The sequence below is a fragment of the Paraburkholderia sabiae genome, assembly GCF_030412785.1.
GTDB classification, from domain to species: Bacteria; Pseudomonadota; Gammaproteobacteria; order Burkholderiales; family Burkholderiaceae; genus Paraburkholderia; species Paraburkholderia sabiae.
The window spans coordinates 5,500,274-5,515,971 of sequence record NZ_CP125295.1; the positions used below are offsets into that span (position 1 = coordinate 5,500,274).

Sequence of the window (15,698 nt, forward strand, 5' to 3'; positions counted from 1 at the left end):
CTGCCCACGTGCCGCCACTTACTTCTTCTTGCTCTCCAGTTCATCCCACCGCTCGATCGCCACGAGCAGCTCGTCGTCGATGGCCGCATAGCGCTCGGTCAGCCGCGCGCCCTCCTGCGCGTCCTTGACGAAGATCGAACCTTCTTCGATCTGCGCGCCGATCGCCTTCTGCTCCGCTTCGAGCGCCGCGATCTGTCCTGGCAGTGCCTCCAGCTCGCGCTGTTCCTTGAATGAAAGCTTCACGGTTCGCTGGGCGTTGCGACCGGCCGCGCTGTCCTTGGGCGCGGCTTCCTTCGGCTGCTCTTTGGGCGCGTCCTGTTGCGCGATCTGCTCCGAACGGTCGCGCTGGATCTGCCAGTCCGTAAAGCCGCCGACATATTCGCGCCACTTGCCCCCGCCTTCCGAAGCGATCACCGACGTCACCACGTTGTCGAGGAACGCGCGGTCGTGGCTCACCAGCAGCACCGTGCCGTCGTAGTCCGTGAGCAGTTCTTCGAGCAGTTCGAGCGTCGGGATGTCGAGGTCGTTGGTCGGTTCGTCGAGCACCAGCACGTTCGCCGGCCGCGCAAAGAGACGCGCCAGCAGCAGCCGGTTGCGTTCGCCGCCCGACAGCGATTTGACGGGCGACCGCGCACGCTCCGGCGCGAACAGGAAGTCGCCGAGATAGCTCATCACGTGCTTCTTCTGGCCATTGATCTCGACCCAGTCGCTGCCCGGGCTGATCGTGTCGGCGAGACTCTTTTCCAGATCGAGCTGCGCGCGCATCTGGTCGAAGTAGGCGACCTGCAGGTTAGTGCCGACGCGCACGTTGCCTTCGTCCGGCTGCAGTTCGCCGAGAATCAGCTTGAGCAGCGTCGTCTTGCCCGCGCCGTTCGGACCGATGAAACCGATCTTGTCGCCGCGCATGACCGTGGCCGTGAAGCGGTCGACGACCGTGCGCTCGCCATAGCGCTTCGTCACGTCCGTGAGCTCGGCGACGATCTTGCCGGATTTTTCGCCCTGCCCGACGTCGAGTTTCACATTGCCCTGCACGTTGCGGCGTTCCGCGCGTTCGTTGCGCATCTGCACGAGCCGCGCGATCCGCCCGACGCTGCGCGTACGCCGCGCCTCGACGCCCTTGCGAATCCACACTTCTTCCTGCGCGAGCAGCTTGTCGAACTTCTCGTTTTCGACGCGTTCCACTTCGAGCTGCTGCGCCTTGCGCGTCTGGTAAGCCGAGAAATTGCCCGGATACGACAGCAGACGCCCGCGATCTAGTTCGACGATGCGAGTCGCGACGCGATCGAGAAACGCGCGGTCGTGCGTGATGAACAGCAGGCCGGCGCGCTGCGAAACCAGCAATTCTTCGAGCCAGCGGATGCCGTCGAAGTCCAGATGGTTGGTCGGTTCGTCGAGCAGCAGCACGTCCGGCTGCACGACGAGCGCGCGCGCCAACGCCACGCGCTTCTGCATGCCGCCCGACAGCGAACCGACGCGCGCATCGCCGTCGAGACCGATCTGCGCGAGCGTCGTGGCGACGCGCGTGCGCCAGTTCCAGGCGTCCGTTGCATCAAGCGACGATTGCAGCACGTTCATGCGCGCGAGCAACGCGTCGTGCTGCGCGCCTTCCGGCGTTTCCGCCAGCTCGTGCGCGACCGTGTTGTATTCGTCGAGCAACGCGCTTGCCCGCGTGAGACCCGCCGCGACCGTATCGAACACCGACACGTCGCCGTCGAACTCGGGTTCCTGCGGCACATATACGGTGACGAGCTCCTGCTGGCGCGTGATCAGGCCGTCGTCCGGTTTCGCGAGCTCGGCGACGATCTTCAGCAGCGACGACTTGCCCGCGCCGTTGCGGCCGATCAACCCGACGCGCTCGCCGGCTTCGAGAGAGAAATCCGCGTGATCGAGCAGCGCGACGTGGCCGAACGCCAGTTGCGCGCCCGTAATGGTGTAAAGCGACATGGGAAAGTGAGGAAACCAGCGATGAGTCGGAAGCGCTCATTGTACCGGTCGGCGCTGCGGACGCTGACGGGTGACGCGTCGGCAGATGGCATAGGACGAATGACGCGAATGCGTCGTCAGTCTGAAAACGCGAACGCCCGCTGATCACCCGTGCGCGATGGCGGCAGCTTTCCGGCGCGCAACGTCGCGCCAGAAAGCGCCTCGACTCACTTGACGTGAATCGTGATCGTCTTGCTCATGTCGGGACCGTACGAGCGGTGCGCGCCGTCGCCGAAATCGAGCGTCAGCGTGTGATCGCCGGGCGGCAGCGTCAGCTCGGTTTCCGTCTGCCCTTTGCCGAAATGCAGCGACTTGTCGTTGGCTGGAATCACTTCGCCCTTCGGCAGCGGCTGTCCGTCGACGATCAGATGATGGTGCCCCGTGCCTTCCGTCATCGTCCCGGCAGGGGCGATCTTCATGCCTTCGACGGCAAATTTCACATGGATGGGGTTGCTCACCGTCGCGCCATCCTTCGGCTCGACGAAGGAGACGCCCGCGGCCTGCGCCACGCCCGACATGACCAGCATGCCCGCGCACGCTGCGCCGGCCCACCATTTCTTGTTCAGCATCGTTTTCTCCTTGGCTAGAGCGGCTCGACGGGCGCGGCGCGCATCAGCGCATTCGCGCACGGCCACAACCGCATTGAAAGGATACACGCTCGACCTGCGCCCGCCGACGCACGGATCGTCCCGCCCGACGCCGCTTCGCATTGATCTGAAACGGTAAACGGAACGGAAAGCGCTGGGCTTCCGGTGAATTCCGGTAATATTGCGGGTCGCCGCCGGCATGCACAATAAAGGGGCAGATTGGCGGATTTTGCATCGAATCAATGAAGAGCGTGTGTCGTGAGTGAAGTGATCGAATACAAGAGCTGGGTCTGCCTGATTTGCGGCTGGATCTACAACGAAGAGGAAGGTTTGCCCGAGGAAGGCATTGCGGCGGGAACGCGTTTCGCCGACATCCCGGAAGACTGGCGCTGCCCGCTGTGCGACGTGGGCAAGGCGGAATTTGCTGTCGTCGAGTTCTGATCGACGGCGCGCTTCCAGAAGCGCCCTGGTGTTATCGAGCGGTCCGTGGGTCATCTGCCTACGGACCGCTTTGCTTTTGGCGGCGAGCCCTTTGGCGGCGCGCGCGCCGGGATCAGACTCGCGTCGCGACGACGATCAGTTCGCGGCTCGCATCATCGACTGGCGACCTAGCCCAGTCGCCGAACCATTCCATCGCGCCGAAACCTGCTTTGCGCAGCGCGTCGCTGAGTTCGGCCTGCGTGCGGAACCGTAGTTCGCTGACCGAGACGACCGTCTCGTCTCTGCCGATGAACCGAAACCAGGTCTCGAACCGGACGCGGCCCGACTGCACGTCGATGAGTTGCTGCCAGATTTCGACGGTGCCGAGCCGCGTGTCATCGGTCACCCGGCGCGACTGATCCGGCGTCCACGCCAGCCACGGCGAAACCAGAGGATTGCGGCTCTCGAACGCGAGCCTCCCGCCGGGACGCAGCGCTGCGTGCGCAGCGGCCAGCGTGGCGTCGAAACTGGCGTCGTCGAGAAAAATCTGGGCGACGTGCCCTGTCATCATCGCGAGATCGGCGTTCATCGCGCCGAGCTGCACGGCGTCGCCTTCGATCCATTCCACCTGCCCGGCGCCCGGCCTTCGGCGCGCGACATCGAGCATCGCGCGCGACGGATCGACACCCGTCACGGCGTGGCCTCGCAGGGCCAGTTCACACGCGAGCAGGCCCGTGCCGCAGCCGATATCGACGACGCGCGACGCTTGCGTGCGCGCGGCAAGATCGAGGTAGAAGCGGGTGTCGTCGGCGAACGGATTGAGCGCGTCGTAAAGGGCGACGAGGCGCGGATCGGAGTAATGTGAATCGGTCATGCCGGCGATGGTAGCCGCGTCACACACGACACGCCACGATGTGCTTGCCGTCATGCCTGGGCGCGCCGAAAGCCCCTTTGGCGAGCGGTCGATTTGCTATACTCTGCGCTCGTCGGCGGCCCCTCCCCGTAGTTCAATGGATAGAACGAGTGCCTCCTAAGCGCTAGATACAGGTTCGATTCCTGTCGGGGGGACCACATCGGCGACGGACGACGCCAAATGAAAAACCCGCAACAGCTCGCGCTTTGCGGGTTTTTTGTTTGCTACAGCTTGCTACAGCGTCATCCCGACTCGACAGCCGATCAACGCCGGCGCACCACCTGAACCCTGGCCAGTCGCTGGTCCTGCTGATCGAAGAATCGGGCGAGCGCGAACAGCGACGCGGCGGCAAACGGCCAAAGCACAAAGAAGGTAGCGAGCATGATCGACTCCAGAGCGAAACATTTGTAACAAGTCTACCGGCTCGCTCCGCAAAGAAAACTATCGGAATTGCCAAAACACAGTTCCCTTTTTTGATAGTCAAAGCCGAACGGGCCCGCCTGACGCCGCTCGACGGCAGATTCGCGCGTCGGCCGCGTCGCATCGAAGCCGCCCGCCCGTGACAAAATCACGCATTTCGCGTCCCACCAGCCAGTACATCGAAGGACATCTCATGGATATCAACAAGCAACTCGCCGCCCTCACCACTTCCGAACTGCAAACGGCAGGCGCCAGCCAGGCGACGGCCATCGCCGTCAGCGTACTGCTGCGTCACATCAACTCGCCGGAACTGTCGAAGCTGCTGACCTCCGCGTTCGAAAACCACCAGGCCGTCATGCTGCAGACGCCGTGGCCCGACCAGATGCTGCAATCGTTCGAAGCGACGCGCCGCTTTCTCGAAGGTGCCGCGCAGCCGACCAGCGCGAATCCCGATCAGCCGGCGTGAAGCGGCGCGTGCCGCCGCCACGCTGCTAAAAAGCCACACATGAGGACATCCCGCCACGCGCCGGACGTCCTCCGCACAAGACTTCCGCGTGAGCGCCGCGAGCCAGTGTGCGCTCTCCCACCTACTGCGGCATTTGTCTGAGGACGGGCAGCCGGCATCCTCTTATCATTGCGTCACTCCCTGGATACGTCAGGTCGACCGATGCCCTACCCGTACAACCTCGCAGTCGCCGCCGGCCTGATGATCGTCGTGCTGACCTGCAGCATCGCCCTCGCGCTGACGTGAATTGAGCCGTCATCGCGGCCGCCGCCGCGCGATATTCGCCGGATAAAGCGCAAGCCGCGCAAAAATATTTTCGGACCGACCCTAAAGTTTTCTCCGGGCCTGCCGTAGTGCGGGCATGGACACTTACCTCACTTCGTCGGCGGGATCGTTCAAATCGACTCTGATCGATCAGGACATCGCGCACATTGCCCGCGTCATGCGGCCTTCGTTGCATGGCGACCTGGGTGGGGCGATTCTCCCCGCCGATTACTGGCGCCGGCGCCTCTTCGAACTGCTCGAAGCCGAGCATCTGACCAATTCCCAGCTCTGCGCACTCGACGACCTGCTGCTGCAGCTCGACGACCTGTGCACGAAGGAACTGGCGCCGCTGCCCGTGCCGACCGCGCGGCCCGCAGCGTCGCGCGACGCGAATCGCCATCGCGTAGGCCGCAAGCGCTGAAAGCCGAGCCTGACGCGACAGCGGTGGACCACTCCGCCGCAGGTTCGCCGCGCCGTGTGCATTTAACATTCATTGACCCGACGCGCGTCCATCCACGAAGCTGCTGCCAGCAGCGCGAACACCCGGCGACACAGCGACAGTCTCATCTGGCGCGTCGCCGGGGCTGCCTTCCCTCTCCTCATCCGCCGCGTATTCTCGTCCGCCCATCCTTGCAGGAAAATTTGCCCTCAGAACACCTGACGATCGCAAATTGGGGACATTCATAGGTCATAATGTCCGCAAAAATACCCAGCAAGGATTCCTGTGACCCAGGCTTCACCGCTTGAACTGCTGAAGCAGGCGCGCACCCGCTTCACACAAAAAGAAATCGCCGCGCATGTCGGCAAAGACATCAAGACGGTGCGCCGCTGGGAAAAGGGCGAAACGCCGTGCCCCGCCATGCTCGAACCGGCGCTGCACGCGTTGCTGCAGGCGTCGACGGCGCGCAACGGCAATCAGCGCGCGGGCAACGGTTCGCGCGTGAATTTCATCGATCTGTTCGCGGGCATCGGCGGCATCCGCATGGGCTTCGAGGCGCACGGCGGCCAATGCGTGTTCACCAGCGAGTGGAACGATTTCTCGCAGAAAACGTATCGGGAAAACTTCGGCGAGAATTTCGGCGAAAGCTTTCGCGACGGCGCGCAACAGCACACGCTGATCGGCGACATCGTCACGTTTCCCGCCGATGCCGTTCCCGAACACGACATCCTGCTCGGCGGCTTTCCGTGCCAGCCGTTTTCGATCGCGGGCGTCAGCAAGAAGAACGCGCTCGGCCGTCCGCACGGTTTCGAATGCACGACGCAAGGCACGCTCTTCTTCGATGTGGCGCGCATCATCGCCACGCGCCGTCCCGCTGCATTTCTGCTCGAAAACGTGAAGAACCTGCTGTCGCACGACAAAGGGCGCACGTTCGACGTGATCCTCCAGACCCTGCGCGACGAACTCGGCTACGAGGTGCATTACCGGGTGATCGACGGCGCGCATTTCACGCCGCAGCATCGCGAGCGGATCATCATCGTCGGCTTTCGCGGCAAGACGTCGTTTTCGTGGGACGACCTGCGTCTGCCCGAAAACGGCCCGCGGCTCGTGTCGATCCTGCATCGGACGGACGGCAGCGAACCCGTGCTGCCGTGGGACGGCGACCGTTTCTTCGATCACGCCGCGCGCCACGTGCAACCGAAATACACGCTAACGCCCAAGCTCTGGACCTATCTGCAGAACTACGCGGACAAGCATCGCGCGGCGGGCAACGGCTTCGGCTATGGCATGGCGTATCCGCAGAGCGTGACGCGCACGCTGTCGGCGCGTTATCACAAGGACGGCAGCGAGATCCTCGTGTATCAGGGAGAGAAGCAGCGCCCGCGCCGCCTGACGCCGCGCGAATGCGCACGGCTGATGGGCTTTCCTGACACATACCGCATTCCCGTCAGCGATACCCAGGCGTATCGCCAGTTCGGCAACAGCGTCGTCGTGCCTGTGATGCGCGAAGTCGCGCGCATCATGCTGCCGCACGTGCTCGCGCTCACCCGCGCGGCGCATCAAGAAAGCGCCATGCTGGCGGCCTGATGGTCGACATCGTCGACGCGGCCACGCGCAGCCGGATGATGTCCGGCATTCGCGGACGCAACACGAAGCCCGAAATCCTGATCCGCAGCCTGCTGCATCGGCGCGGCTTCCGCTTCCGGCTCGATGCACGCGATCTGCCCGGCCGTCCCGACATCGTGTTGCCGCGCTATCGCGCTGTCATCTTCGTGCACGGCTGCTTCTGGCATGGTCACGACTGTCATCTCTTCAAATGGCCTCAGACGCGGCCCGAGTTCTGGCGCGACAAGATCGGCCGCAATCGCGCGAACGACGCCCGCGCGCAGGCCGCGCTCGTCGACGGCGGCTGGCGCGTCGCGACGGTGTGGGAATGCGCCTTGCGCGGTGCGAACAGAGATATCGACGGCGTGTTGCAACGGCTGGTCGACTGGCTGCACGGCGACGCGCCGCTGCACGAAGAACGCGCCTGACATCGCGCTGGGCAAATGCGGACTGAAAGCGAGCACTATCGACACTCTTCCGCGCAACGAACTTTGCAAGGCGCCGGTGCTACACTCGATTGGCTCACTGGAGCTTCGAACGCAGTCTTCTGGCGGTCTCATATCTGCGGTCTCTCAGCGGCTCCCGTCCATCTGGAACCACCCACCGAAGGAGGCACATGATGGCTGATTTCCGAATCTGGTCCGACGACTTCCCTGCTAACGGCTTCATGTCGAAGGCGCAGGAGATGAACGACAAATCGTTCGGTGTCGCCGGCGACGGCGAGAACGTTTCGCCCGCACTGCAATGGGACGCGCCGCCCGCCGACACGGAAAGTCTCGCGCTCACCGTCTTCGATCCCGATGCGCCGACGGGCAGCGGCTTCTGGCACTGGGTCGTCGTCAACATTCCCGCCGATGCCCGCTCTCTGCCGCTCAACGCGGGCAAAGCGGACGGCAGCCTGCTGCCGCCCGGCGCGCTGCAGTTTCGCAACGACTACGGCACGGTGGGCTTCGGCGGCGCGGCGCCGACGCGCGGCGACAAGCCGCATCGCTTCATCTTCCGCATTCACGCGCTGAAGGTGGCGAACCTCCCGCTCACCGCCGATGCGACGAACGCCGTCGCCCGCTATATGACGCATCTGAACGAGATCGATTCGGCGACGTACACGGGACTGTACGAACTCAAGTAACGGCGACGCTTCATCGCTCCATATGCATGGCCGGGCTCGCGCGCAACGCGCCGCCTGCCTGGCCGACACGATCGCCCGTCTTCACGACAAGGCTGCCGACCGGACGCGACGCCCCGCCGCTCATCACAACAACACAATGCAAGCCTCTTCGTCGACGGACAATCGCGCTTCTTCCTCCGCAACCGCTTCTCCCGCGTCTTCACCGGACGCCGAACCGGGACTTCCCATCCCGCAGCGCTACTGGGCGATTCTCGTCGTTGCGCTCGGCATCACGCTCGCCGTCCTCGATAGCGCGATCGCCAACGTCGCGCTGCCGACCATCGCGCGCAATCTGAATGCGAGCGCCGCGAGTTCGATCTGGATCGTCAATGCCTACCAGCTGTCAGTGACGATCTCGCTGCTGCCGCTGTCGTCGCTGGGCGACCGGATCGGCTACCGGCGCGTGTATCTGAGCGGCCTCGTGCTGTTCACGGTCGCGTCGCTCGGCTGCGCGCTCGCCACATCGCTGCCGACGCTCGCGCTCGCCCGCGTGATCCAGGGCTTCGGCGCGGCGGGCATCATGAGCGTGAACACGGCGCTCGTGCGCATGATCTATCCGAAGTCGCGTCTCGGACGCGGCATCGCGATCAACGCGATGGTCGTGGCGGTGTCATCGGCCGTCGGACCGACGGTCGCGTCGGGTGTCCTCGCCGTCGCGCAGTGGCCGTGGCTGTTCGCGATCAACGTGCCGATCGGCGTCGCGGCCGTCGCCGTCGGTCTGCGCGCGCTGCCGCGCAACGAACCCCATCCGTCGCCGTACGACTATCCGAGCGCCGTGATGAACGCGTTCGTGTTCGGCCTGCTGATCTTCGCCGTCGACGGCCTCGGTCACGGCGAGCGCTACGGCTTCGTCGCCGTCGAGCTGATCTGCGCGGTCGTGATCGGCTATTTCTTCGTGCGACGTCAGCTCACGCAGTCCGCGCCGCTATTGCCCGTCGATCTGCTGCGTATTCCCGTCTTCGCGCTGTCGGTGGGCACGTCGATCTGTTCGTTCAGCGCGCAGATGCTCGCGTTCGTGTCGCTGCCGTTCCTGCTGCAGATCCATCTCGGCATGTCGCAGGTCGAGACGGGGCTGCTGATGACGCCGTGGCCGCTCGTGATCGTCGGTGCGGCGCCGCTGTCGGGCGTGCTGTCGGACCGGCTTTCGGCGGGCTGGCTCGGCGGCCTCGGACTCGCGACGCTGGCCGTCGGTCTGCTGCTGCTCGCCACACTCGGCGCGCACCCCACGGCGTTCGACATCGTGTGGCGCATGGCGCTGTGCGGGCTGGGCTTCGGCATCTTCCAGTCGCCGAACAACCGGACGATGCTCTCAGCAGCGCCGCGTCATCGCAGCGGCGGCGCGAGCGGCATGCTCGGCACCGCGCGCCTGACGGGCCAGACGCTCGGCTCGGCGCTCGTCGCGCTGATCTTCGGCATCGCGCCGCAGCATGGTCCCGTGATCACGCTGTACGTGGCGGCGTGCTTCGCTGCCGCAGGCGCTTTCGTCAGCATGCTGCGCGTCGCACACAGCCCGCCAGTGGGCGCGTGACGCGCGGCTTCCGTCCGCGCGCTTTCCGCCTATTCTTGTAGACGAAGCCTTCGACGTCCGTCGTCTGTCGCGTCGCCCGGCGAAGGTTTCATTCCGGCCTTTGATCCTCTGTTTTGCACGCCAGGGGGCGCCATGTCACTCATCGTCGCTGGACGTTTCACCACCTTCCCTGCCGCCGAAGACGCCGCGCAAACGCTCTTCGATCACGGTTTCCTCGGGGAAGACGTCACGCTGTTTTTCGTCAATCCGCGCGGTCAGCACGCGCGCCATCCGCTCGACGAACACGCAGCCACACCCACGATTTCGCCCGCGCCGACGCCGGCGATGCGCCGTCATCACCACGCGGTGACGATCGGCGCCGTCGCGGGCGCCGTGATCGGCGTCGCGGTGTTTGCGGCGTTCGCGGCGTCGGTGCCCGCCGTGGTGATCGCTGCGGGTGTCGGCGCGTATCTGGGTTTGCTCGTCGGCAAGATGACGCACACGCGCAACCAGCCGCACGAACATCACGACGTCGTGCATCGCGAGATGCGCAACTCGGGTGTGCTGGTCGCCGTGCACGTGAGTCCCGAGAACCAGATCGAAGCGGCGCGGCTGCTGCGCGAAGCGGGCGGCGCCGACATCGAGCGCGCGACGGGCCACTGGCAGCGCGGCAAGTGGGCGGATTTCGATCCGCGTCAGACGCCCGTGCCGCTCGGCGAACTGAACCAGCAGCAGGCCTGAAGCATCGCGCTTGTGGCTGAGCGGGAAATGAAAACGGCAGCCTTCACAGGCTGCCGTCTGGAAATGCGCGCGCTCTGGAAGGCGCGTTATCTCAAGCCGTCACGTCCGCACGCTTGACGGCCTTCTCCGTCACCGACGAAGCCGTCGCGACATGGCGCAAGTCCGCGAGGAACGTATCGCGCCACACCGACAGATTGTTCTCGCGCAGCGGCGCCATCATGTCCGCATGACGCGCCTGGCGCTCGGCGAGCGGCATCGACAGCGCGCGCTCCAGCGCCTCGGCCATCTGCGACAGATCGAACGGATTCACGACCAGCGCACCGGGCAATTGCTCGGCGGCGCCCGCGAACTGCGACAGCACCAGCACGCCGGGATCGGCGGGATCCTGCGACGCGACGTATTCCTTCGCGACGAGGTTCATCCCGTCGCGCAGCGGCGTCACATAACCGACCTGCGACTGACGGAACAGCGCCATCAGCAGATTGCGCTCGTATTTGCGGTTCAGATACTGGATCGGCGTCCAGTCGAGCTGCGCGAAGCGGCCATTGATTCGTCCCGCCTCGCCTTCGAGATTCTGACGGATGCGCTGATACGTCTGGACGTCGGAGCGCGTCGGCGGCGCGATCTGCACGAGCGACACGCGGCCATGCCAGCCGGGCGCGTTCTGCAATAGTCGCTCGAACGCCTGGAAACGCTCGACGAGTCCCTTCGAATAATCCAGCCGGTCGACGCTCATGATCAGCTTGCGACCGCGCATTGCGTCGCGCAGGCTCTTGACCTGCTTGCGGTCGGTGAACTGCTCGGCGGCTTTCGCGATCGCGTCCGGATAGATGCCGATCGGGTACGCGGCGACCTTCAGGAAGCGGCCATACGCGTGAATCATGTTCTCGTCGCTGAGCGTGCCGTGGCCGCCGCGCTCGATGTAATCGACGAACGACTGCCGGTCCGCATCCGTCTGAAAACCGACGACGTCATAGCTGCACATGCACTTCACGAGTTCTTCGTGCGGCGGCACCGTGCGCATCACTTCCGGCACGGGAAACGGAATATGCAGGAAAAAGCCGATCGGATTCTTCACGCCGAGATCGCGCAGGCAGCGCGCGAACGGCAGCAGGTGATAGTCGTGGACCCAGATGATGTCGTCGGGCTTGAGCATTTCCTTGAGCTGCCTGGCGAGTGTCACGTTCACCCGCAGATAGCCCGCGTATTCCTGCCGGTCGTAGCGCGACAGGTCGTTGCGATAGTGGAAGGTCGGCCACAGCGTCGCATTCGAGAAACCGCGGTAGTACTGGTCGTAGTCGCGCTTGGTCAGTCCTACGGTCGCGTAGGTCACGTTGCCCTGCTTCTCGATGACGGGCGTCGACGGCTCGGTGGCGATCTCGCCGCTCCACCCGAACCACACACCTCCCGTTTCCTTCAGGGCGTCCAGCACTCCGATTGCGAGACCGCCCGCTGCGGGGCGTCCTTCCTGAGTCGGCGCGACGCGGTTTGAAACGACGATCAATCTGCTCATTGCGGCTCCACCTCATTCAGTTGACTGTACATGCGGTGATACTTTCCTTACGGCACGCAAGTCCTATGCCGTTTTGTCGAAAGCCACAGAATAAAAATGTATGTAAATGTGACGGACGAGCAGAAACCCGCTGTCCGCGGGCATGCGCGCAGCAGATTTTTCGCTCGACGATCCGGTCGGAATCGGCCGGAAAAGTGGAGTCAGGCGTCCTGTTCGGAGCCCAGGTCGCGCTGGTAATCCAGCCCTTCCTGGCGCGTGCCGCCCTGGTTGTGATCCCCGTCTGGCGGGGCGTCGGGCGCGGCGCGGTTCTCGTGCGCCGGGTCCGGCGCGGCTGGCGAATTGCCCGTGTCGCCGGCTGGGCGCTGGTCGCGCTTCGAATGGCGCGCGGAGCGCCGCAATGCGGGATGTCTCATGATGGACGCCTCCAGGGGAAGGCCAGTGCCCGGACGGGGTTTGCCCGGGCCGCATCACATAAGTCTAGGCCGATGAACGTAATTTGCCGGTAAAAAGTTCGGCGGTTTTGTAACGGGTACAGGACACAGGCGCGCCATTTGCACTGGCCGCCGCTACGCCCGAAAACGGCGCGTCAAAGCTCCGGCAGCAGCGTCATGCGGCCATTCGTATGAGGTGTCTGCGAAGGTTGCTGCGGCGGATCGCCGATGGACGGCGTGTCGGGTTCGACGGGTTCGCGCGTCGGATCGGGCACGGTGTCGGGCTGATCAGGCTGAGCCGGCTGGCTAGGCTCGGGCGGTGTTTCAGGCGTGACGGGTTCGGGACTGTGCGCGTGGATATCGAAGACGGCGTCGTGGTCCGGCATGATGGGCTCCCTGTTTTCGTTCGATGTGGTCGTCGCTTGCGCTTTCGACTGCATGAACTGAATTCAGCAAGGCCTGTGCCGTTCTGACGCCGTCCGCAGGACGGACGGCGTCGTTGCCACGGGTTTAATAGCGCGCTCAGGCGTCCGCTTTGCCGAGCGCCTGCGGCTCGTCGCTGACGTCGTCGCCGTCTCGGCCCGTGTCGTTGCCGTACTCGACGAGCCGGTTGTACAGCGTCTTCAGACTGATGCCGAGAATCTCCGCGGCGCGCGTCTTGACGCCGCCGCATTGCTCGAGCGTCGCGAGAATCAGCTGACGATCGGCCTCGGCGAGCGACGTGCCGAACGGAATCGTGATCGCCGTACCCGCCGTCGGCTTCGACAGCGAGATCTGCAGCGGCACCGTGGCCGTGCTGTCCGAATCCGTACCCGACATGATGTGCGCGCGCTGCACGTAGTTCTTCAGCTCGCGAACGTTGCCGGGCCACGGGTACGACAGCAGCATCTCGCGGACGGCGGGCGGGAAGTGCTTCTTCGTGGCGTGCTGCTCGTTCAGTTCGTCGAGGAACGACTGCGCGAGCAGTTCGACGTCCTTGCCCCGTTCGCGCAGCGGCGGCAGGCTGATCGGAAACACGTTGAGCCGGTGATACAGGTCGAGGCGCAGCTTGCCTTCGAGCACAGCCTGTTCGGGATCGCGGTTGGTCGCGGCGATCAGGCGGACGTCGGTTTCGATTTCCTTCGTCGTGCCGACGCGCATGAACATGCCCGTCTCCAGCACGCGCAGCAGTTTCACCTGCAACTCGATCGGCATTTCGGTGATTTCGTCGAGGAACAGCGTGCCGCCGTTCGCGCGTTCGAAATAGCCCTTGTGCTGACGGTCCGCGCCCGTGAACGCGCCGCGCTCGTGGCCGAACATCTCGGATTCGATCAGGTTCGGCGAGATCGCGCCGCAATTGACGGCGAGGAACGCGTGCTTGCGACGCAGGCTCAGCTGATGCAGCGTCTGCGCGGCGACTTCCTTGCCCGTGCCCGATTCGCCGACCAGCATCACCGACGCGGCCGTCGGCGCGACGCGGCTGATCTGGTCGTACACCTGCTGCATCACGCCCGAGTTGCCGAGCATCAGCCCGAAGCGGCCCATGCGCCGCAGTTCGCCGCGCAGCGTGCCGATTTCGGCCTTCAGGTCGCCCGCACGCGGCAGACGCGCGAGGATCGACTTCACGCGCTGCATGTTGATGGGCTTCACGAGGTAGTCGGCGGCGCCCATCTTGAGCGCGCTCACGGCCGATTCGACCGTCGCGTGACCGGTGATCACGACAAACTCGACGCCCGAGCGCGGATCGAGATCTTCGAACAGGTCGACACCCGTGCCGTCTGGCAGCTTCAGATCGGTAAACACGACGTCCGGCATCTGCCGCACGAGCTGGATGCGGGCTTCGCGCAGATCGCCTGCCGTCGCCGTCGTCAGCCCGTCTTCCGCGATGATCGCCGCAAGCGCTTCGCGGGTACTCGGATCGTCATCGACAATCAATACATGTGGCATCGCGTATGGAAAGCTCGTAAGTGCTGATAATGAATACGCGCAGCATGCGTTCCGCCGGAAAGCCGCCAACGACGAAAGCGCCCACGCGCCGCGAATTCAAGCATACGCCTGCCTCGCGCCGCCGAACGCCTCGATCGGAAACACTTTCCGAATAAACGCATCCACGCAACAATTGCCGTAAATTTTGCTAGTACGGGCGCGTATTGTTGTGGTTTTTGCTCATTATACGGCCTCGTCTCGAAAAAACATCAAGTCCGCATACGGCACGGCGCGGGAACGTCCTGCCGCCGCGCGACGCCCGCTGCTTCAGCTGCGGGGAAACGGCCAGGCGTCGCTATGATCGGCGCCGTTGCCGTTGCGGAGGTGCGTCGCGGGTGCCATCTGTGCGCCTGGCGCGGGTTGCGCGGGATCCGTCACGGAGCCGCCCTCGCCTTCCCAGCGCGTCAGATCGCGGGCGAGCGGTTGTTGTGCGGCGCGCTGGTTCTGCACCCAGCGCCATGCCAGCAAGCTGCCCACAGCGAACAGAGCGCCGAATATGCCGATTCTGGGTCGTGCCATCTTGAACTCCTTGTCGTGAATGGGGATGAACGGTCGAAATGTTGTCGCGGCGCCATATCGGCACCACATCGGTGTCGTTCAGCGCGCGGCGAGCAAGCCAAGCGCGAAACCGATGCCAGCCGCGATACCCAGCGATTGCCACGGATTCTGGCGCACGTAGCGCTCAGTCTGGACGGTCGCGCTGCGGTAACGGCGCTGTGCCGACGTCTGTGCGTCGGCGAGCGCGTGCTGCACCGAATCGACATGCGTGCGCAGCCGCTCGCGCAGCGCCTCGAGACCTTCGCCCGGCACGGCCGCCGCAAGCCGCAGCATTTCTTCCGAATCGGTCAACAGCACGCTCAGATCCTGGACGATCTTTTGTCGGCCAAGGGCGAGCTGTTCAGTGGTTTCCGTCATCGCAATCTCCTTTTCTGGCGCGGGGACGGGATTTGTCCTGTTCCGACGGCGGACGGTTCCGGCGTCGTGCGGCATCCCTCGTACCTCAAACGTGCCTTGCAACGGTCGTTCCCGGCATCCTTATGCGATCGATGCGCGCCGGCCGAGTTCCGCGCCATACCGCGCTCATTGCGAAGCGTCCAGGCACGCAACGTGCGGGCAAACTTGCCGACACCCTTATGACTCGTGCAAGTTTTGCCGGCATCGCGTGCCGATCGTACGCGAACATTTGCGAACTACCAGCGAACGCCAAACCTGCATGCGTCTTGCCGGAAATGGCGCG

The 15,698-nt window shown here is 64.5% G+C and carries 17 protein-coding genes and 1 tRNA gene; 9 read left to right on the top strand and 9 right to left on the bottom strand.

Translation table 11 applies throughout. The features are described from left to right. Positions 1 to 18: 18 nt before the first annotated feature. Both QEN71_RS24715 and QEN71_RS24720 read right to left on the bottom strand, forming a co-directional pair. A complete protein-coding gene (locus QEN71_RS24715; protein ID WP_201653943.1) occupies positions 19 to 1,944 on the bottom strand; it encodes an ATP-binding cassette domain-containing protein in 1,926 nt (641 codons plus the stop codon). A 206-nt stretch (positions 1,945 to 2,150) separates the two neighbouring features. Next, positions 2,151 to 2,552 carry a DUF4399 domain-containing protein gene (locus QEN71_RS24720; RefSeq protein WP_201653940.1) on the bottom strand — a complete coding sequence of 134 codons (402 nt, stop codon included), beginning with the start codon at positions 2,550 to 2,552 and terminating at the stop codon, positions 2,151 to 2,153. A 276-nt stretch (positions 2,553 to 2,828) separates the two neighbouring features. Between QEN71_RS24720 and QEN71_RS24725 the strand changes: the two genes are divergently transcribed. After that, positions 2,829 to 3,011, top strand: coding sequence for a rubredoxin (locus QEN71_RS24725; protein ID WP_028365620.1), 183 nt, complete (start codon positions 2,829 to 2,831; stop codon positions 3,009 to 3,011). A gap of 112 nt (positions 3,012 to 3,123) precedes the next feature. Here the strand turns inward: QEN71_RS24725 and QEN71_RS24730 are convergent, their stop codons facing one another. After that, positions 3,124 to 3,864 (bottom strand): class I SAM-dependent methyltransferase, encoded by a 741-nt coding sequence (locus QEN71_RS24730; RefSeq protein ID WP_201653937.1) that lies wholly within the window; start codon positions 3,862 to 3,864, stop codon positions 3,124 to 3,126. A 122-nt stretch (positions 3,865 to 3,986) separates the two neighbouring features. On the opposite strand from QEN71_RS24730, the gene QEN71_RS24735 reads away from it, so the two are divergent. The 8 genes from QEN71_RS24735 to QEN71_RS24770 all read left to right on the top strand — a co-directional run bounded on the left by QEN71_RS24735 (position 3,987) and on the right by QEN71_RS24770 (position 10,552). Next, positions 3,987 to 4,061, top strand: a tRNA-Arg gene (locus QEN71_RS24735). Between the two features lie 455 nt (positions 4,062 to 4,516). Then, positions 4,517 to 4,789 carry a hypothetical protein gene (locus QEN71_RS24740; RefSeq protein ID WP_201653934.1) on the top strand — a complete coding sequence of 91 codons (273 nt, stop codon included), beginning with the start codon at positions 4,517 to 4,519 and terminating at the stop codon, positions 4,787 to 4,789. A 400-nt stretch (positions 4,790 to 5,189) separates the two neighbouring features. Then, positions 5,190 to 5,513 carry a hypothetical protein gene (locus QEN71_RS24745; RefSeq protein WP_201653931.1) on the top strand — a complete coding sequence of 108 codons (324 nt, stop codon included), beginning with the start codon at positions 5,190 to 5,192 and terminating at the stop codon, positions 5,511 to 5,513. 303 nt (positions 5,514 to 5,816) lie between these two features. Continuing rightward, on the top strand, positions 5,817 to 7,118 hold the full coding sequence (dcm, locus tag QEN71_RS24750) for a DNA (cytosine-5-)-methyltransferase (RefSeq protein ID WP_201653927.1): 1,302 nt from the start codon (positions 5,817 to 5,819) through the stop codon (positions 7,116 to 7,118). Further along, positions 7,118 to 7,564 (top strand): very short patch repair endonuclease, encoded by a 447-nt coding sequence (locus QEN71_RS24755; protein WP_201653924.1) that lies wholly within the window; start codon positions 7,118 to 7,120, stop codon positions 7,562 to 7,564. Before dcm ends, QEN71_RS24755 begins: the two co-directional genes overlap by 1 nt. Positions 7,565 to 7,755: 191 nt before the next feature. Continuing rightward, positions 7,756 to 8,265 (top strand): YbhB/YbcL family Raf kinase inhibitor-like protein, encoded by a 510-nt coding sequence (locus QEN71_RS24760; RefSeq protein ID WP_201654321.1) that lies wholly within the window; start codon positions 7,756 to 7,758, stop codon positions 8,263 to 8,265. A gap of 136 nt (positions 8,266 to 8,401) precedes the next feature. Continuing rightward, complete coding sequence (locus QEN71_RS24765; RefSeq protein WP_201653921.1) at positions 8,402 to 9,832, top strand: MFS transporter; 1,431 nt, start codon at positions 8,402 to 8,404, stop codon at positions 9,830 to 9,832. A 132-nt stretch (positions 9,833 to 9,964) separates the two neighbouring features. Then, positions 9,965 to 10,552 carry a hypothetical protein gene (locus QEN71_RS24770; protein ID WP_201653918.1) on the top strand — a complete coding sequence of 196 codons (588 nt, stop codon included), beginning with the start codon at positions 9,965 to 9,967 and terminating at the stop codon, positions 10,550 to 10,552. A gap of 91 nt (positions 10,553 to 10,643) precedes the next feature. Here QEN71_RS24770 and otsA read toward each other — a convergent pair whose 3' ends face one another. The 6 genes from otsA to QEN71_RS24800 form a co-directional block, all read right to left on the bottom strand. Next, on the bottom strand, positions 10,644 to 12,065 hold the full coding sequence (gene otsA / locus QEN71_RS24775; protein ID WP_201653915.1) for an alpha,alpha-trehalose-phosphate synthase (UDP-forming): 1,422 nt from the start codon (positions 12,063 to 12,065) through the stop codon (positions 10,644 to 10,646). Between the two features lie 200 nt (positions 12,066 to 12,265). Further along, positions 12,266 to 12,478 carry a hypothetical protein gene (locus tag QEN71_RS24780; RefSeq protein ID WP_201653912.1) on the bottom strand — a complete coding sequence of 71 codons (213 nt, stop codon included), beginning with the start codon at positions 12,476 to 12,478 and terminating at the stop codon, positions 12,266 to 12,268. A gap of 173 nt (positions 12,479 to 12,651) precedes the next feature. Then, a complete protein-coding gene (locus QEN71_RS24785) occupies positions 12,652 to 12,882 on the bottom strand; it encodes a hypothetical protein (RefSeq protein ID WP_201653909.1) in 231 nt (76 codons plus the stop codon). Between the two features lie 136 nt (positions 12,883 to 13,018). After that, positions 13,019 to 14,422, bottom strand: a complete 1,404-nt coding sequence (locus QEN71_RS24790) for a sigma-54-dependent transcriptional regulator (protein WP_201653905.1) — start codon at positions 14,420 to 14,422, stop codon at positions 13,019 to 13,021. A 306-nt stretch (positions 14,423 to 14,728) separates the two neighbouring features. Beyond that, complete coding sequence (locus QEN71_RS24795; RefSeq protein WP_201653902.1) at positions 14,729 to 14,980, bottom strand: hypothetical protein; 252 nt, start codon at positions 14,978 to 14,980, stop codon at positions 14,729 to 14,731. Positions 14,981 to 15,058: 78 nt separating this feature from the next. Then, a complete protein-coding gene (locus QEN71_RS24800) occupies positions 15,059 to 15,376 on the bottom strand; it encodes a DUF883 family protein (RefSeq protein ID WP_201653899.1) in 318 nt (105 codons plus the stop codon). Positions 15,377 to 15,698: the final 322 nt, after the last annotated feature.

Excerpts from the sequence above, each read along its gene's own strand:
- QEN71_RS24715 (WP_201653943.1), bottom strand. The coding sequence starts at position 1,944 with ATGTCGCTTTACACCATTACGGGCGCGCAACTGGCGTTCGGCCACGTC.
- QEN71_RS24720 (WP_201653940.1), bottom strand. The coding sequence starts at position 2,552 with ATGCTGAACAAGAAATGGTGGGCCGGCGCAGCGTGCGCGGGCATGCTG.
- QEN71_RS24730 (WP_201653937.1), bottom strand. The coding sequence starts at position 3,864 with ATGACCGATTCACATTACTCCGATCCGCGCCTCGTCGCCCTTTACGAC.
- QEN71_RS24740 (WP_201653934.1), top strand. The coding sequence starts at position 4,517 with ATGGATATCAACAAGCAACTCGCCGCCCTCACCACTTCCGAACTGCAA.
- QEN71_RS24745 (WP_201653931.1), top strand. The coding sequence starts at position 5,190 with ATGGACACTTACCTCACTTCGTCGGCGGGATCGTTCAAATCGACTCTG.
- QEN71_RS24755 (WP_201653924.1), top strand. The coding sequence starts at position 7,118 with ATGGTCGACATCGTCGACGCGGCCACGCGCAGCCGGATGATGTCCGGC.
- QEN71_RS24760 (WP_201654321.1), top strand. The coding sequence starts at position 7,756 with ATGGCTGATTTCCGAATCTGGTCCGACGACTTCCCTGCTAACGGCTTC.
- QEN71_RS24765 (WP_201653921.1), top strand. The coding sequence starts at position 8,402 with ATGCAAGCCTCTTCGTCGACGGACAATCGCGCTTCTTCCTCCGCAACC.
- QEN71_RS24770 (WP_201653918.1), top strand. The coding sequence starts at position 9,965 with ATGTCACTCATCGTCGCTGGACGTTTCACCACCTTCCCTGCCGCCGAA.
- otsA (WP_201653915.1), bottom strand. The coding sequence starts at position 12,065 with ATGAGCAGATTGATCGTCGTTTCAAACCGCGTCGCGCCGACTCAGGAA.
- QEN71_RS24780 (WP_201653912.1), bottom strand. The coding sequence starts at position 12,478 with ATGAGACATCCCGCATTGCGGCGCTCCGCGCGCCATTCGAAGCGCGAC.
- QEN71_RS24785 (WP_201653909.1), bottom strand. The coding sequence starts at position 12,882 with ATGCCGGACCACGACGCCGTCTTCGATATCCACGCGCACAGTCCCGAA.
- QEN71_RS24790 (WP_201653905.1), bottom strand. The coding sequence starts at position 14,422 with ATGCCACATGTATTGATTGTCGATGACGATCCGAGTACCCGCGAAGCG.
- QEN71_RS24795 (WP_201653902.1), bottom strand. The coding sequence starts at position 14,980 with ATGGCACGACCCAGAATCGGCATATTCGGCGCTCTGTTCGCTGTGGGC.
- QEN71_RS24800 (WP_201653899.1), bottom strand. The coding sequence starts at position 15,376 with ATGACGGAAACCACTGAACAGCTCGCCCTTGGCCGACAAAAGATCGTC.